Source organism: Streptococcus parapneumoniae, from assembly GCF_037076355.1.
Classification (GTDB): Bacteria; Bacillota; Bacilli; order Lactobacillales; family Streptococcaceae; genus Streptococcus; species Streptococcus parapneumoniae.
The window spans coordinates 202,501-217,893 of record NZ_AP026968.1 but is presented as its reverse complement, the minus strand read 5'-3'; the positions used below and the strand labels follow the sequence as shown (position 1 = coordinate 217,893).

Annotated in this window: 19 protein-coding genes (1 of these 19 only partly in view); 10 read left to right on the top strand and 9 right to left on the bottom strand. The window is 37.3% G+C overall.

Annotated features, from left to right (window positions below):
- The first annotated feature begins 86 nt into the window (after window positions 1–86).
- Entirely contained in the window at window positions 87–944 is an 858-nt protein-coding gene (locus tag SP4011_RS01225; protein ID WP_338619531.1) for a DUF975 family protein, read from the top strand.
- A gap of 25 nt (window positions 945–969) precedes the next feature.
- On the opposite strand, the gene pcp is transcribed toward SP4011_RS01225, so the two are convergent.
- From pcp to SP4011_RS01180, 9 genes are all read right to left on the bottom strand, one after another.
- Window positions 970–1,614 carry a pyroglutamyl-peptidase I gene (gene pcp, locus SP4011_RS01220; RefSeq protein ID WP_338619530.1) on the bottom strand — a complete coding sequence of 215 codons (645 nt, stop codon included), beginning with the start codon at window positions 1,612–1,614 and terminating at the stop codon, window positions 970–972.
- 112 nt (window positions 1,615–1,726) lie between these two features.
- Entirely contained in the window at window positions 1,727–2,089 is a 363-nt protein-coding gene (locus tag SP4011_RS01215) for a DUF1304 domain-containing protein (RefSeq protein ID WP_050283542.1), read from the bottom strand.
- 10 nt (window positions 2,090–2,099) lie between these two features.
- Window positions 2,100–2,525: a MarR family transcriptional regulator gene (locus SP4011_RS01210; protein ID WP_173307513.1), complete on the bottom strand. Its 426-nt coding sequence runs from the start codon at window positions 2,523–2,525 to the stop codon at window positions 2,100–2,102.
- A 318-nt stretch (window positions 2,526–2,843) separates the two neighbouring features.
- Window positions 2,844–4,049 (bottom strand): LysM peptidoglycan-binding domain-containing protein, encoded by a 1,206-nt coding sequence (locus SP4011_RS01205; protein ID WP_338619527.1) that lies wholly within the window; start codon window positions 4,047–4,049, stop codon window positions 2,844–2,846.
- Between the two features lie 162 nt (window positions 4,050–4,211).
- The gene (locus tag SP4011_RS01200) at window positions 4,212–4,835 is read right to left on the bottom strand and encodes an HAD family hydrolase (RefSeq protein WP_001171567.1); all 624 of its coding nucleotides are present in this window, start codon (window positions 4,833–4,835) and stop codon (window positions 4,212–4,214) included.
- Window positions 4,836–4,838: 3 nt separating this feature from the next.
- Window positions 4,839–6,119, bottom strand: a complete 1,281-nt coding sequence (locus tag SP4011_RS01195) for an MATE family efflux transporter (protein ID WP_000473987.1) — start codon at window positions 6,117–6,119, stop codon at window positions 4,839–4,841.
- Between the two features lie 60 nt (window positions 6,120–6,179).
- Entirely contained in the window at window positions 6,180–7,664 is a 1,485-nt protein-coding gene (gene thrC, locus SP4011_RS01190) for a threonine synthase (protein WP_338619525.1), read from the bottom strand.
- Between the two features lie 75 nt (window positions 7,665–7,739).
- Window positions 7,740–9,017, bottom strand: a complete 1,278-nt coding sequence (locus tag SP4011_RS01185) for a gamma-glutamylcysteine synthetase (protein ID WP_338619523.1) — start codon at window positions 9,015–9,017, stop codon at window positions 7,740–7,742.
- Window positions 9,018–9,277: 260 nt separating this feature from the next.
- Complete coding sequence (locus tag SP4011_RS01180) at window positions 9,278–9,556, bottom strand: hypothetical protein (protein WP_000542617.1); 279 nt, start codon at window positions 9,554–9,556, stop codon at window positions 9,278–9,280.
- Between the two features lie 171 nt (window positions 9,557–9,727).
- Between SP4011_RS01180 and SP4011_RS01175 the strand changes: the two genes are divergently transcribed.
- The 9 genes from SP4011_RS01175 to SP4011_RS01135 all read left to right on the top strand — a co-directional run.
- Complete coding sequence (locus SP4011_RS01175) at window positions 9,728–10,108, top strand: hypothetical protein (RefSeq protein WP_249339438.1); 381 nt, start codon at window positions 9,728–9,730, stop codon at window positions 10,106–10,108.
- A gap of 176 nt (window positions 10,109–10,284) precedes the next feature.
- Window positions 10,285–10,608, top strand: coding sequence for a hypothetical protein (locus tag SP4011_RS01170; protein WP_119943708.1), 324 nt, complete (start codon window positions 10,285–10,287; stop codon window positions 10,606–10,608).
- A gap of 62 nt (window positions 10,609–10,670) precedes the next feature.
- Window positions 10,671–10,913 carry a hypothetical protein gene (locus tag SP4011_RS01165; RefSeq protein WP_016399036.1) on the top strand — a complete coding sequence of 81 codons (243 nt, stop codon included), beginning with the start codon at window positions 10,671–10,673 and terminating at the stop codon, window positions 10,911–10,913.
- Window positions 10,876–12,234, top strand: coding sequence for an FtsK/SpoIIIE domain-containing protein (locus SP4011_RS01160; protein ID WP_265473318.1), 1,359 nt, complete (start codon window positions 10,876–10,878; stop codon window positions 12,232–12,234). Before SP4011_RS01165 ends, SP4011_RS01160 begins: the two co-directional genes overlap by 38 nt.
- Before the next feature lie 97 nt (window positions 12,235–12,331).
- Window positions 12,332–12,649, top strand: a complete 318-nt coding sequence (locus SP4011_RS01155) for a hypothetical protein (protein ID WP_049520630.1) — start codon at window positions 12,332–12,334, stop codon at window positions 12,647–12,649.
- A 177-nt stretch (window positions 12,650–12,826) separates the two neighbouring features.
- Window positions 12,827–13,609, top strand: a complete 783-nt coding sequence (locus SP4011_RS01150; RefSeq protein ID WP_262081426.1) for a rolling circle replication-associated protein — start codon at window positions 12,827–12,829, stop codon at window positions 13,607–13,609.
- A 13-nt stretch (window positions 13,610–13,622) separates the two neighbouring features.
- Window positions 13,623–13,826, top strand: coding sequence for a DUF3173 domain-containing protein (locus SP4011_RS01145; RefSeq protein ID WP_000562210.1), 204 nt, complete (start codon window positions 13,623–13,625; stop codon window positions 13,824–13,826).
- 3 nt (window positions 13,827–13,829) lie between these two features.
- Complete coding sequence (locus tag SP4011_RS01140) at window positions 13,830–14,963, top strand: tyrosine-type recombinase/integrase (protein ID WP_262081427.1); 1,134 nt, start codon at window positions 13,830–13,832, stop codon at window positions 14,961–14,963.
- A 40-nt stretch (window positions 14,964–15,003) separates the two neighbouring features.
- Window positions 15,004–15,393: the 5' portion of an HD domain-containing protein gene (locus tag SP4011_RS01135; protein ID WP_000381519.1), read on the top strand. Its footprint extends 48 nt past the window's final position; 390 of the gene's 438 nt are visible here — the first part of the coding sequence; the start codon lies at window positions 15,004–15,006; its stop codon lies off the right edge, out of view.

Genomic DNA, 15,393 nt, shown 5'->3' with positions numbered 1-15,393 from the left:
CCAGTTCATACTTTGTGCCCAAGGGCATACTGTATGATTTTATCAAAAAAAGTAGGAACTGTCACGAACTATGGTATAATGAGAGAATGAAATACCCAAAAATTGATTTAAAAACCGTTCGTCTGCAAGCCAGACAATTTCAGGCTGAAAATCCCCGCCTCTTTCTCGTCTATCTCTTGCCTAGCATGCTAGTCATCTTGTCTGGCTTCCTCAATCCCTTAGAACGTATCAACGAGTCTATTTTAGAGCATTCCTTTTTAAGCGTTCTTGATCATGTATTCCAAGCCTACCTTTTTCCTCTATTAGTCTCCTTTATCGGAACAATACTTCTAACCAGTTCAGTTTATACAACTCTGAAACTCATCAAGAATCCAGATACAGAACTATCCGTCAAAAATAGTCTGGCTCTATTTGACGAAGAGCACTTTTCACAAACCTTTTTGACCCTCCTTCTCAAACGTTTCTCTCTCTTTTTATGGAGCATTCCTAGCTTGCTTGGAATTTACTTTCTTTTTTACAGTAGCTTTCTAGCAAAGAAATTCATTGTCCTTCATCCTGAATTTCCCAATCTGGATCTCACGTCAATTGAAACCGAGCGTTTCCTCATGACCTTTGGTCTTTATTTTCTAGCAAGTATCCTCTTGATGATTGTCGGAAATAGTCTCTATATCCCACAATATTATGCCTATTCTCAGGTAGAATTTCTCCTCTGTGACACCCTAGACTTAGGACAAGCTAAACCAGGGCAAATCCTTAAAACCAGCCGTTTCCTGATGAAAGGTTACAAGTTCCATCGTTTCGTCCTAGACTTACAACTCCTTCCTTGGTACTTCCTCAATTGGATTACCTTTGGGATTGCTAGTTTCTCACTCCTACCCTACATTCAAATCAATAAAATGATTTTTTACCGAGCAGTACTGGCTCGCAAACGTCCAAAAGCTTGAAGGTTTTCCATCAAGCTTTTTTCTATCAATGAGTTTCTCCACCTACTAACTTGAGGTCTTGATCTCCATGTTCTATAATGGCGCAGATGGCCGCTTCTATCCCTCGCCTAATATCCACTAAACTCATAGCTGGAGTAGTCGGTCTATTCACCACCTGTTCCATCATATAAGGAATATGCATAAAACCTGCCTTAACATATGGAAATTTCTTTTCTACCAAATAGAGGACCTGATACATCAAATGATTGCAGACAAAAGTCCCTGCCGTATTGGAAACAGAGGCCGGCAATCCCTCTTTTTTTATAGCTTGAACCATTGCTTTAATCGGCAGACTACTAAAGTAGGCCGGAGAACCGTCTGGGCGAATGGGAAGGTCAATCGGTTGATTACCCTCATTATCAGGAATGCGTGCATCATCTTGATTAATAGCTACTCGCTCAGGTGTCAAGCTAGACCTTCCACCTGCTTGGCCGATACAAAGGACAAAATCAGGTTGATAACGACTCATCTCTTCCTCCAATACTTGGGCCGATTTGTGAAAGACTGTTGGCACTTCTAACCAACGGATCTCAGCACCATGGATTTCAGCTGGTAAACCTTTAATGGCCTCCAAAGCTGGATTGACCTTTTCCCCTCCAAAGGGCTCAAAACCTGTCACTAATACTTTCATTTCTAACTCCTCAAAACCAATTCAATGAGACTTTTTTCTTAAAAACAAGTATAACATATTTCCCTTATTCTGGAGCGAAAAGGACTAGAGAGACTAAGATTGACCTTTGAACTTATTTAAAGAGAAAAATACTAATCAAGGCCAAAATAGCTGGTCCACCTTGCTTCAAAATAATTTTCTTATCTGCTGTAAGAGAGCCATAAGCCGCAGCCCCAATCACAAATAAGACAAAAATAGTCACAATTTCTAAATTCTGTGAGAAATAAATTCCATACAAGAGAAAGACTCCTAGCAAAGCATTATAAATACCTTGATTTTTAAACAATGAACTTACAGACGGACGAGCTAGTTCTTCCTTGTCCATGTTAAAGACACGACTAGTCGCATCTGATTGCGTTGCAATACTTTCCAAATAAAAAATGTAAAAATGCTCCAAAGCAACGATTGTTGCTAAAATGATTGTCATAATTGACATCTATTTCTCCTTAAATTTCTATATTCTCAATACCCAAAACCAATTTATTTAATAAACGGTTGAGCTCTGTTCTCTCAGACTCTGTTAAGATACTTTCCATCTCTTCCTTAACCTTGATATGTTTCAAAGGGGGATTCACCACTAACTGCTCCTTGGCATACTTCGTAGCCTCTACCAACACTTCTCGCTGATTTTCAGGATTGCGATGACGCTCCACTAAACCTTCCGTTTCCAAAATCTTGAAATGTCGTGTCAAGGCAGCCTGATCAATCTTCAAACGCTCCTGAACTGCCATTTGGTTACAAGGGGAATGCTCCAGTAAAAACAGTAAAATCTGATACCGTGTCAAACTAATCCCAAGTCTTTTTTCAAATAATTGCGTACTCGCTTGCTCAGACAAGCGGAGTTGATACAGTAAATCTTGAATCTCTATCATTTCTTTCTCTTTTCTATTGATTCATCAATAGTTGATTAATCAAGTATAATACAAAGTAAAATAGATTGCAAGAATGTTGCTTCAATCATTACAAAATGGTAACTTCCATTTTCCATCCATATTGATACTCAATAAAAATCAAAGAGCAAACTAGGAAGCTAGCCGTAGGTTGCTCAAAGCACAGCTTTGAGGTTGCAGATAAAACTGACGTAGTTTGAAGAGATTTTCGAAGAGTATGACAAAGAAAAAACGAACGAGACTCGCTTCCTATCATGAAAGCTAAATCTCATTCGTCAAAATGATATTACAAAGTCTGATTTATCCATTCATTGAAACGTGAACGTGGTCATAGTGGTTTTCTGTCACGCTACCACGGTCTGGCATTGGGTTCCAAGTGTTAGCTGGTCCATATTTGCTATCGAATGGAGCATAGAAACGTTGTTTCCAAATAATGTAACTAATTCCACGGCTGGCCATGTTTTGAATAGCGTACTCCGCAATCTTATCCCCTAGTTCTGAGCTTTCTTGTACCATAAAGTCGATAGCCAAACCTTTTCCGTGATCTCCACTGTCTCCTGGACGGTAACCACTAAAAGATGTGATACCAAACAAGTTGGCAATTTCTTCTTTAAAGGCAGCTGTTTGTGGTTGAAGAGCTGTATTTTCAGATTTTGCTACCGCAAGTCCAGCATAATCGGGCGCTGCTGGAGCTGCGTAAGTTGTTGAAACTGTTTTCTTCTCTTCTGGTCGATAAGTAGAAACTGCTGTTGTAGCTTCATTTGATGAGGCTACTTCTTTTGCTTCTTCTGCACTTGTTGCAGTTGTTTCGATTGCTGTTTCTTCTGCTGGAGTTGTAGTTTCTTCCACTGTTGAAACAGCTTGAGGGCTGGCTTGTGTTTCCTCTTTCTCAGCTGGAATTGTTGCCTGAGGAGCTGCCTCTGCAACTGCATTGCTTGTCTCGGCTGTTTGCTCCTCTGACGTTGAAGTATTTGTAGTTGGTGCTACTTCTTCTACAATAGCAACTGTCTCTGCAACTTCTGAATTTGTTGCTACTTCTTTTGTACTTGTAGTTTCTACCGCTTTTGGCGCTTCTGCAATCGGTTGAGAAAGGTCTGCAACCTGAATAGTTTGATCATCAACGGTCACTTGATTAGTTGTCAAATCTGCTGTCGCAGTTGTCACTTCTTCACTAGAGTCTGCTTGAGGAGTTTGGATTTCAACTTCTGTTACTTCTTCTGCTTCATTGACAGTCGTTGTCAAAACAGTTTCTGGGAAAATCAAGTCCATATTCGTGATTTTATTCAAATTCGCAAGAACTGTGACATCCACACCCAAGGCTTCTGCAATGGTGCTCAAAGTATCACCATACTGAACTGTATAACTTGTTTTGTTGTCCGGTCTAGTCAAATCGTTTTGGATTTGCTCAACACTACGGGCAGTCCAAAGAACTTCTTCTGCTTGAGTTGCCAATACTGGGGCAAATGACAAGGCTACCGTTGAGGCTAATAATATTCTTTTCTTCATTCTTTCAAATTCCTTTCAAATAAGTACCTATCTATCATAACACAAAAAATGCAGAAAAAAAGCCCTCTCGGGCCTATTTAACAGAACTGTCTATTCCTTGTAACAAACTCTGTTACTTGAAACAGTTTGTTAGGTCTCTGTCACAAAACTGACACAATCTTTTTATTGCTCAGCCTCAAAAATACGGGAAATATCTGCTAACGCTTGAATCCTGTGATTGCCTTCATAGGTCGACTCTAAAAAGTTGATACTTTGAATCCTACTATTCTGGGCAAATTCCACATCTAGAGTCCGATCACCTATATAATAGGTCTTCTCAGAATCCAACTGATACTTGCCTATCAGATAGGTAGCCGCTTCTGAACTTGGCTTCCGCGCAAAGCCACTCTGACTGGTTAAAATCTCTGTAAAATAAGATTCCAAACCCAAGTCTCTGAGAATGGTAAGAGCATTGTCTCCCTTATGAGTGTAGACAAACTGTTGAATTCCTACTTGATCTGCCCAATTCAACACCTCACGCGCACCTGGCATCAAAACTACCTGAGCATTCTTCTCAGCCAGACTCTGTGCACGCACCTGATTTAGCACTTTCAAATCCAGTTTTCTCTCTTCTGCCACCTGCACAAGCAAATCCTGAACAGAATACTTGAGAATAAACTCTCTCACCTTCTCCTTATCATAAGGAATAGCAAACTGACCAAAAGTCTCCTCAATCCCTGACAAAATTGCTTCGTAAGAGTCCAATAAAGTCCCGTCTAAATCCCAAATAAAAGCTGGTTTTTGCATTTCCTATCCTTTCAAGCTCATATAACGCTGGTAACGGTAACGTAGAAATAACCAACGAAAACCATTATCCAAAAGGGTTCCGGCCCAAATACCGGGCAAGCCCCAACCAAGCACAATCCCCATCAGATATCCTGTTCCAATGCGGATACACCACATTCCTATACTTGTCGCATAAAAGGGAAGCCGAGCATTGCCCAAACCCTGCCAGACTGCTGTATAGATGACTGTTCCTATCGTCATAGGAGTACCAAGTAGTGAAAAAAGTGTCACTAGAACACTAGCCTCCACCGCTAGAGAATCATTCGTATAGAGATGAGTCAGTGGTATACCCAAGGCATAGACACTAAGCGTCAAGGGCAACATGAGAAGCAGAGAAAGCCAAAAAGTTTGCTTGCTCAAACTAGCTACTCTTTCCCAATTATCCTCTCCAACTGCTCGAGCCACCAGCATGACGGTTGCCGTAGCGACGCCAAAGGCAGGCATGTAGTTAAACTGGGTCAAAACTTCTCCGATTGCATTTCCAGCCACTGCCTCTGTTCCAAAAGAAACGACCAAGGCAATGATAACGACATCACCAGCCCGCATCATCAGTCGCTCTCCAGCTGCTGGCAAAGCTAAGGTCAATAGTTCCTTATCTAAACCAAAAGTCGGTTTCTCAAAAGGCAACTTTAATTGTGACCATAAAATCACAAGACCTACCAAACGAGACAGAATAGTCCCCCAAGCAACACCCGCTATCCCCATACCCAGAACAAAAATAGCTAGACTTGAAAAAAGAATATTCAAGGCATTGGATAAAAGACTCACATAGAGGGGCAAACGTGGATTATGCATTGCACGAATCAAGGCACCCATACTGGTCATCAAGCCCAAAAGAACAATCGATCCGCCTACCAAGGATAGGTAGAGTCCACCACTCTCAGCTACATCTCTCTCCGTCCCCAAAAGTCCTATCATCTCTTTCCCAGTGAAGATGGACAAAGCTCCCAACAGAAAACTTAATAGTAAGGTAATCTTCAAGGCCTCAGTCACATGATAGGCTAGCTTAGACTGATCCTTCTGCCCCAAACTTTTTGAAATAACACTGGAAATAGCAGCTCCCAGAGCGATGAAAATCGCCTGGTAAATCGTGATAATATTGCCAGCTACTGATACACCCGAAATAGCTATCAAGCCCAAGTGGGCTACCAAGTAACTATCTACCATCCCCATGAGCATCTGCAAAAAGTTTTCGCCCATAGCTGGCAAGGCAATATTAAGAATGTCTTTATTTTTCTTAAACAATCCTTCCTCCTGATGAAAAGAAACTCAGTTGGTTTCCCAACCGAGTTTACTCCCTCTGTCTTAAAGTCCTAGATAAGCCTCAACCGCTGCTTGCATGTTAGCAGCCGCCACAGTTGTCTTATGACGAACTGGAGCTGTTTCAAGGCCATCAACTGCTGGCGGCACTGCCACTCCTGAAATATCATGTAATTGAGCCAAGGCTTCAAAGTCGCCAAGCCCTGATTTTCCAGTTACAGCTTCTACTGCAACCACTGGGAACTTGTATGGACTCGCTGTTGAAGCAATCACTGTCTTAGTCACATCGCCAGTAGCCGCTTGGTATCTCTTATAAACTGCCGAGGCAACCGCCGTATGTGGATCCTCGATATAAGAATCTGACTCATAAACACGCTTGATTTCTGCCGCTGTTTCTTCCTCAGTTGCATATTCAGCCGCAAAGAGATCAAGAATCTCTGCATCAAAATTAGTCAACTCATATTGACCTTGTGTATTCAAAGCATTCATGAGTTCAGCTGTCTTAACCGCATCATTACCCAAAAGATGGAAAATCAAACGCTCCAAGTTTGAAGATACCAAAATATCCATAGATGGACTAGTTGTTACCTTAAACTCACGTTTCTTGTCGTAAACACGTGTCTTGAAGAAGTCTGTCAAAACATTGTTATCATTTGAAGCACAGATCAATTTACCAACTGGTAAGCCGATTTGTTTGGCATAAAAGGCAGCCAAGATATTTCCGAAGTTTCCTGTTGGTACGGTAAAGTTGATCTTATCACCAGCCACAATCTCACCAGTTTTAACAAGCTGAGCGTAGGCATAAACATAGTAGACAATTTGTGGCACCAAACGGCCAATATTCATAGAGTTAGCCGATGAAAATTGCAACTTGTTGGCTGCCAACTTCTCACGAAGAGCCACATCGTTAAACATATGCTTCACATTAGTTTGGGCATCATCAAAGTTACCATCAATAGCGATAACATGAGTATTGTCGCCAGTCTGAGTGGTCATTTGCAACTCTTGCACCTTGCTGACACCATCCTTTGGATAAAAGACGATAATCTCAGTGCCAGGAACATCCGCAAACCCTGCCATAGCAGCTTTCCCAGTATCACCAGATGTCGCTGTTAAAATGACGATTTTGTTCTCCAAACCATGTTTCTTAGCAGCAGTCGTCATAAAGTATGGCAAAATAGACAAGGCCATATCCTTGAAGGCAATTGTTGAACCATGGAAAAGTTCCAAGTTATATTGCCCGTCTAATTTCACTAAAGGCGCAATAGCTAGAGTATCAAACTTGCTATCGTAGGCATTGTTGATACAGTAGTCCAACTCTTCAGCTGTAAAGTCATCTAAAAATGCTGACAAAACTAACTTAGCAACTTCCTGATAAGAAGCATCTTTCAATTTGTCAAAGTCCAAATCTACCTTTGGATAAGTAAGCGGTGTAAACAAACCACCATCCGTCGCCAAACCTTGCAAAATTGCTTGGCTAGCAGTTACTGTATTTTTCGCATCACGCGTTGATTGATAAACTAATGTCATTACTCTCTATCCTTTATCTATAGTCTTTTCCATTATATCATGATTTTTCAGAAAATTCTCCCTTTATAAAAGAAATTATAGTCCCAATTCTTTCTTCAAAGGCTCTAAATAGATCATTTCTTGCTTATTTCTCATCACTAGCCCTTCCTCAGCTAGCAGGAGTAAGTCTTTGGAAAATTCAATAATCGCAGTTTCTTCCTGATCTGTAAGCTTTTTCTTAGAAAATTGTCGTCTTAAAAATTTGTAATTTCTCCCAAATTCTTTAAAGAAAAGTGCTGTTTCTAAGTAAGCTGCTAACTTATCTAAATTAACCAACAATCCCAAGTGAAAGGCAGCAGAAGCGAAAGTTCTATCAAGTGGCTGTGTACACACACTACGAAACTCAACTGTTCCTCGAGTCGTTAAGTCTTGGTACTGGTAACTACGATGAGTTTCAAAATCCTTCTCTTGAGGGTAAATAAGAATCTCATCCCCATTAAGAGAATATGCTTGGATTTCAGATGTAGCCAAATAGTCCCTAGTCTGAATCGGATAAAAATAATAGGTTTGTCCATCACGTTCCGCAGTAAAAATCGCAGAATGATCTAGATAGTCAAAAAAATCATCCTCATCTTTAAAAAGTCTAGCATTGACCCCAACATTCTCTGGATAGATACCATGCATGGATTCTTCCCAAAAAATATCCCTTGAAATTTTCGTATCCCAATCCGCACCCGAAAACTCAGAATTTGCAAATAAATACGCCTTAGCCGCTTCAATTTGAGTAAAAGCATTCATCACACGTAAGTAGTTGTATTTTGAAATATCCAGCTGAACCTGGCTCCCACAGATAAAAGCACCATATTCAGGGAAATGATGTAAGTCTGATTCAATCACATTCCTACTCAAATTCAAATAATCCATCAACATCTGATAGCGTGGATAAGCCACTGGACAATTCTCATTTTTATCCCAGTTGGGATGAATTCCACAGCCAACAATAGCATGATTTGATTCAGCTAACTTTCTCTGAATTACATTCATATAATTATTGAAACGATTTTCGACCTCTTGAATTGTTTCTGCCTTACCAAATGCAAACTCAATTGTAGTATAGGAAACTTCAAACAAAATAGCATCCTGACTTATCGGATCTACTAACTGAATCGGATTGCCAAAATCATCTACCTTTTCGACAGTAAAATCAAAAGAAGAAACTAAATATCGGAATAAGTACTTGATAACTTCAACATCTGTAGCATCCCCTTCTAAACTTGCAACAGGATACTCCAACTCAATTCCGACAAACAATTCAGAATTTTCTTTAATATTTTTCAAATACCGATGTTTTAATAAATCGATAGAACGAGACATACTATCCTACACTTTCTTAATCTAAATAAAATTTGAATAACTATAATTATACCAAAACTAATATAAAAAAGGAACGAAGAATAACAACGTTCCTAACTCTATACTATACCGGCGGCCGGGGTCGAACCGGCACGTCCTTGCGGACACTGGATTTTGAGTTCGGCTCTTACCGTTTTATAAGTATGTGAAGACTTTCAAATAGCTTTTTTAAGAAGTTACTTCTATCGCAAAAACGATAGTTTTTTATTTTTAGTAACTTTTTAGGATTTACTTTTCCTCAATTTATCCATTATTTCTTTACTTAACTTATCGATATCCTCGTCAGTACCGAGTTCTTCCCCAAACAACTTACTAAAAGTAAAAGACTTATAAACTTTATCATGACTTTCCTCAGTACCATCATCAAGTAATTCTAGATAATGTTGAAAAACTTTAATTACTCTTTGTTTTACTGTTTCAAAGTCTTCATCTTCAGTAACTGAATAATTGACAGGTTGCCATTCTTTAGCGTATTGAATTATATCATCCCAATATCCCATTTTATTTCCCTCTTCAAGTAAAGTTTTACCAAGAAGCTAATTATAGCATACATGATAAGAGTTTAACAGTTCAAATTAAATTATTTTTAGAAAAGTATTGACAGGTTCAAGAAAGTTTGTTATTATATATTTACGGGATAAAAAAACCACTTTATTTTCAAAGGATAAGTTATGGACAAGGAAAATATTCGTATGCGTTTAGCAACTGAATCAAAATTAATACTAGATGAATTACAGCAACAAATTTTTGAAGAAATTGGTCTTGAAGCCAGTTATTCTAGTATTGTTAGTCAGGCAATTAGGAAAACTGTTCCAAAAATGCATGAAATTGACTGGCAAGCTTTAAAGAAAAGAAATTTAGTTTTATCATCTCCTAAAGAGAGTAACGACTGGAATTATCAAACATCCTTTATGTTAGAAAAAGATGTGCTTGATTTGATTTCTGAATTGCAAAATTACTTTTTAGAGGTCTTTCAAGCCAAACGAATCCATCGAGCTTTTTGTGTTAGATTATGCATAAAATTTCACTACTTATTCCTTATGAACAAGTAGAATAGTGATTATTAAACAGAGCGTAGAAACTCTGTTTAAAATTTAATTAGTTACGGGATAAAAAAACCACTCAAAAAGGAGAAGATATGGAAGCAAGAGCATCGCCTATGAAATAACAAGTCGTCCCTAACCGTGGATAAATACCACCTGAGTACAGAAAGAAAAGGAAATAAAATATGTTTGGAAACTATCCAAGTCAAATTCTAGTTGCAGTTGAAAACATGAATCAAGTTTTTGACACACCAGAAAAACGTAAGTATGTTGCAGATAAAGCCCGACTTCATCTATCAGATAAAACAAAATCTGATTTATACAGTGAAGCTTATGCTTGTTTATTAAATGAATTGGGTATAAACACACGTATTCAAGATGAGTATACACAAAAGCTCGTTGTATTTTATTTTGAAGCGCAAAAAAGATACTATATGGGGTCTTCTATGCTAGATGATTTCAAGAAGTACAATGGTAAATTACCTTATCGCTTTAACAGTTATAAGTAATCTAAATCGGGGAGCTAACCTCTCCCCTTTATCTTTTGATTGAAATAGAAAGGAGTGACATCATGAAGAGTCTCTATAAATATCTTTTTTATTTGTTCTTTATTGGATTTGCTGGCACACTCTGTTATGTGTTGCTTTTAACAAATGCCTTTTCACCTATCTTTGAAGCTGCTACAATATTGATGGAGATTATAGTTGTTATTTTTTTAATAATCTGTATAGACCTGATTGCTTCCCCTACTGGTTCTGCTGAGGAGAATATAAAAAATGAGAATGTTAAATCAAACAATCCGTGTGAAGAGTAAATACCCTTACTTTATTCGTCCTCGAAATATTACTATTGCTAGACTGTCTATCCAAGTTTTTCTTTTTTTACTATTGGTATCTTCATGGCTTGCTGCAATCCCATTTATTGCACGTCTAGTCTTTTCCATGTTTTTTATAAGTCTTCTTTTTTTAGTAGAGAGGTTCTTTCGTTCTAATTTTATGGCAAATTTAAGAGATAAACTCAATATCAGAGAAGCATTGTTTTATATGCTAATTAGTTTAAATTTGTATGATGAAATAGATAATGAAGTAGTAGATACAGCAGTTCTATATTTTGACGTTGAGGATAATAAAGTTATTGTCTGTGTCCCACTATTTGGGAATCGTTATCTGAAAACCTTGAAAAATTTAGAGGAATATCTATGCCCTACGTTGGGCTTGGAATTGCTGTCTAAAAAAGAAGAAATAGACAAAACAATATATGTGTTAGGTCACGTAGTTCAAATTGAGCAATACGTCTTCAATAGTAATACATTAAACAGAGAATTTTTTGAAGATATTCCTAATCCGATAATTAAATTATCTAACACCCAGCAATTCAGCTTGAAATCAAACACCAACATAGGTATATATGGACGAACTGGAACAGGCAAAACAATAGCCTTACAATGGTACTTATTTAATGCACTAGCTAAAGGTTGTGGCACTAATGATAATACTTACCTAGGAATAGCGGACGGTAAGGCAGCGGATTTATTTGCAATTGGAAAACTTCTCCAAGAAGACTTAGGGGAGCAAATAGCAGTCGGCTCTTCACCTCAAATGTTAGCAAAATTATCAAGAGAATTTGTTGAGATTATGAATGAACGTTTTGAAATTATCAAACAGAATAGTTCATTAAATGCTGATGCTTATGATTTAGGGATGACACCAAATTTTCTATTTGTAGATGAACTTGCTTCCATCCGCGATAGCTGTGGTTCTAGCAAACAGGGGAAAGAACTTTGGAATGAGATTCTACAAAATTTAGGATTGATTGCCCGTAAAGGAAGGCAGGCTGGTTGTCACTTAGTATTATCCACACAAGACCCTAATGCTGAGAATATTCCAGTAGAATTGAGAAATCAAATATCGGCAGTTTTATACCTTGGAGGTCCAGGTGCTGATAGATTGAAGATGGCCTTTAGCATGTGCGAATTAGAAAACGTTCCTACAGTTTCAGATAGAAAAGGGGAAGCATTATTTTATGCTGACGGGCTGAATTCTGTGGAACCTGTACTGACAATAGTTCCATTCGTTGATGTTAAAACAAAACGAGAATTTTTGCAGGTAGTTAGAAACATACTACCAGTCCACTAATAGCGGTCTTTCTCTCTGTTGGAATAGGTATTCTTTCCAACAGAGAAAAAGAGCAAACCGACTGCTTTTGCAGGAGGTCAATAGAAAGGAAAATACTATGAAATTAAATGATGTTCTTTCACAATCTGTAGACCTATTTGGCTCACACTTTATTGCAGTAAAGTCAATGACAGAAGTTAAAGACAAAGAGCAAAAACTAACTGGGTATAGAGTAAATATCAGTTTACAAGACCCTGATTCTCCCTTTTATTTGGAATTAATCTCAGTTAAAATATCTAATTTAAATCCAACAATTTCTTATCAAGAAATGCTTTCTAACAAAACTAGAGAAGTTCTATTAGAAAATTTTTCTTGTGGCCAATATAAAGAGAATTTATATTTTAGTGCTACAAATATACTGCCTGTTACAAAATAAATCTACTTCTAATCATGTGACTAAGCAAAACTGCCGACTAAGTCGGCAAGCTGGAAGCGTCTTTAGCGGAGCGGTGCTTAGTCACATGATAGAAGTAGGGAGGAGCTTTGCTCCTCCTAGTTTATTTATTATATAGACAATCTTTTGGCGAAAGCTATAACAAAGGTGCTTTTTTTTATGAGTAATTATAATAAAAAAATTATTCGCACCGCTTCCTATATTGAAATTTGGGAATATGAAAAGCCAATATTTTCAAAAGGAAAATCCATTTTAGATACTGATACTAAAAGCAAGGAAAAATCACAACGTAGAACATTTGATGAACTTACACCTGAAGAACAAGAACAACGTCTGGAGCGTATGAAAAAAACTCGCTTAGAAGCAAAGTGGAACTTATTAAGATTAGTTGATTGTAATTATAATGACAATACTTCATTTCTAACCCTGACCACTAAAGAAAATATTAGCGACAGAAACCACTTCAAAGACTTACTAAAAACTTTTATAAAACGCTTTAACTACCACATCTTTAATACCAAGAAAAGTAAATTAAAATATTTAACAGTATTAGAAAAGCAAAAACGTGGAGCATGGCATGCTCATATTCTGCTTTTCAGCGTTCCTTATGTACCACACCGTCAACTCTTGGAACTTTGGGGACATGGAGCAGTACGGATAAATAAAGTTGATGTAGACAGCAAAGAAAATCGCGGTCGATATGTCACAAAGTATTTTGAAAAAGGGATTGGACAAGAATTGTTGGAAAACTTCGGAAAGCAAGCCTATTTTTCATCACGCAACTTAAAAAAGCCTGATGAAGATAGATTTTATACTTATGAAGATTTTAATTATGATAGTTCAGTCGTACTATATGAAACGGAATACATTAGTAAAGTCTATAAAGACGGTCAGTATTTCGATAATCATGTAAAGTATAAGAAAATAAAACTAGATGAATAAAGGAGTAAGTTACATGATAGCAACTGTTACTAAGAATGACCTAGTTGCCCTTGGTTTCTCTGAGGGAACATCTAAACGTATTATCCGCCAAGGGAAAGAGCTACTGATAACACGAGGCTTTACAGTCTATCAGAATAAACGAATTGGTACTATACCTGCTACTATTGTAAGCGAATTACTCGGTTTTGATGTTCAAAACAGTACCCTCAAGGAGTAAAATATGGCAATTAGAAAAGGTAAAGACGGTAATTGGATAGTTGATATTAGCAACGGTTTTGACCCAATAACACTAAAGCAACGTAGAATTGTCAGAAAGGGCTATAAGACGAAAAAAAAAGCTATTGAGGCAGAACACTACTTACGAAGTGTAGAGTTAAAAGAACGCTTCTATGGGGCTAAAATAACTATCCCCATACTATATGAACTACTAAAGGAAGAAGATAGTATAAATCATCGAAAAGCAAGCTATATCAATACACAAGATAATAATTACAACAAACACATCAAAGATTATTTTTCTATGGTAGATAATGTCGGAAAACTAACCTATGAAGACATCTACCAATTTAGAGAACATCTTAGGCAAAAAGTAGCTAAAAATTCTGATAAACCGTTAAGCACAAATACTATCAACAAAATCATGATTTTACTCAAAAAAATTTTTGATGTTGGTTTGCGAAAAGGCTATTACTCCTCCAATCCAGCAAAATTGATAAAAAAGTTGCCAATTGAAAAAACAAAAATGCAATTTTGGACAGTCAAAGAATTTCAGAAGTTTTTGACACTATTTGAACCCGAAGAATATAATATCAAACTACTCTTTACTGTTCTATTCTTTACAGGATTAAGACTTGGGGAAGCTCTTGCCCTAACATGGCAAGACATCGACTTTTCAAGTAATACAATTCATATCACGAAATCTGTCTATGTTAATAAAGGAGTAACTCATATCAGCACAACAAAAACTAAAGCAGGAACAAGAAGAATTGTCATCAATAAAAAATTAAGCCAAGAATTACAAGATTGGGAAAAGCAACAAAAACATCTATTAGAGCAATTTACCAATAATAGCCTAACATTACAAGTGTTTCAAAATAGTCCTATCACAATTACAAAAAATGCAGTTGAAAAACAATATAAGAAAATACTTGAACGTGACAGCACACTAAAAAAGATACGCATACACGATTTTAGGCACTCACACGCTTCCCTGCTGATTAACCAAGGGGAAGATTATCTAGTTGTAAAAGAGCGACTAGGACATGCTTCTATAACAACCACGATTGATACCTACTCTCACTTGTACCCAAGTAAGCAAAAGGATTTAGCTGATAAACTAGATGAATTACTATAAAGTAATTGAGTTTTATAAATGGAAAGTTTATAATTAAATCATGGATACATCACAAGCAATAAAAGCACATGAAGTAGCTAAAAAAGCACACTTTGGACAAATTGATAGAGCAGGAATTGACTACATTAAACACCCTGAAACAGTAGCTAGTTTTGTCGCAACTGATGAAGAGAAAGCTGTCGCCTATCTACATGATGTAATTGAAGATACTTCACTAACCCTACTAGACCTAAAAAAGGAAGGTTTTTCAAAAAATATTATAGAAGCCGTCGATATACTCACAAAGAAAAAAGGACAAGATTATCAATCTTATCTCAATCTAGTAAAGAAAAATGAACTCGCTAGAGTTGTAAAGTTGGCGGATTTACGGCATAATTCAGATTTAACAAGACTACCATTAATTACTGAAAAAGACTTAGAGAGAAATAAG

What these genes read in the sequence shown, in the direction of transcription:
- SP4011_RS01225 (WP_338619531.1), top strand. Translation starts at nt 87, where the DNA reads ATGAAATACCCAAAAATTGATTTAAAAACCGTTCGTCTGCAAGCCAGA.
- pcp (WP_338619530.1), bottom strand. Translation starts at nt 1,614, where the DNA reads ATGAAAGTATTAGTGACAGGTTTTGAGCCCTTTGGAGGGGAAAAGGTC.
- SP4011_RS01215 (WP_050283542.1), bottom strand. Translation starts at nt 2,089, where the DNA reads ATGTCAATTATGACAATCATTTTAGCAACAATCGTTGCTTTGGAGCAT.
- SP4011_RS01210 (WP_173307513.1), bottom strand. Translation starts at nt 2,525, where the DNA reads ATGATAGAGATTCAAGATTTACTGTATCAACTCCGCTTGTCTGAGCAA.
- SP4011_RS01205 (WP_338619527.1), bottom strand. Translation starts at nt 4,049, where the DNA reads ATGAAGAAAAGAATATTATTAGCCTCAACGGTAGCCTTGTCATTTGCC.
- SP4011_RS01200 (WP_001171567.1), bottom strand. Translation starts at nt 4,835, where the DNA reads ATGCAAAAACCAGCTTTTATTTGGGATTTAGACGGGACTTTATTGGAC.
- thrC (WP_338619525.1), bottom strand. Translation starts at nt 7,664, where the DNA reads ATGACATTAGTTTATCAATCAACGCGTGATGCGAAAAATACAGTAACT.
- SP4011_RS01185 (WP_338619523.1), bottom strand. Translation starts at nt 9,017, where the DNA reads ATGTCTCGTTCTATCGATTTATTAAAACATCGGTATTTGAAAAATATT.
- SP4011_RS01180 (WP_000542617.1), bottom strand. Translation starts at nt 9,556, where the DNA reads ATGGGATATTGGGATGATATAATTCAATACGCTAAAGAATGGCAACCT.
- SP4011_RS01175 (WP_249339438.1), top strand. Translation starts at nt 9,728, where the DNA reads ATGGACAAGGAAAATATTCGTATGCGTTTAGCAACTGAATCAAAATTA.
- SP4011_RS01170 (WP_119943708.1), top strand. Translation starts at nt 10,285, where the DNA reads ATGTTTGGAAACTATCCAAGTCAAATTCTAGTTGCAGTTGAAAACATG.
- SP4011_RS01165 (WP_016399036.1), top strand. Translation starts at nt 10,671, where the DNA reads ATGAAGAGTCTCTATAAATATCTTTTTTATTTGTTCTTTATTGGATTT.
- SP4011_RS01160 (WP_265473318.1), top strand. Translation starts at nt 10,876, where the DNA reads ATGAGAATGTTAAATCAAACAATCCGTGTGAAGAGTAAATACCCTTAC.
- SP4011_RS01155 (WP_049520630.1), top strand. Translation starts at nt 12,332, where the DNA reads ATGAAATTAAATGATGTTCTTTCACAATCTGTAGACCTATTTGGCTCA.
- SP4011_RS01150 (WP_262081426.1), top strand. Translation starts at nt 12,827, where the DNA reads ATGAGTAATTATAATAAAAAAATTATTCGCACCGCTTCCTATATTGAA.
- SP4011_RS01145 (WP_000562210.1), top strand. Translation starts at nt 13,623, where the DNA reads ATGATAGCAACTGTTACTAAGAATGACCTAGTTGCCCTTGGTTTCTCT.
- SP4011_RS01140 (WP_262081427.1), top strand. Translation starts at nt 13,830, where the DNA reads ATGGCAATTAGAAAAGGTAAAGACGGTAATTGGATAGTTGATATTAGC.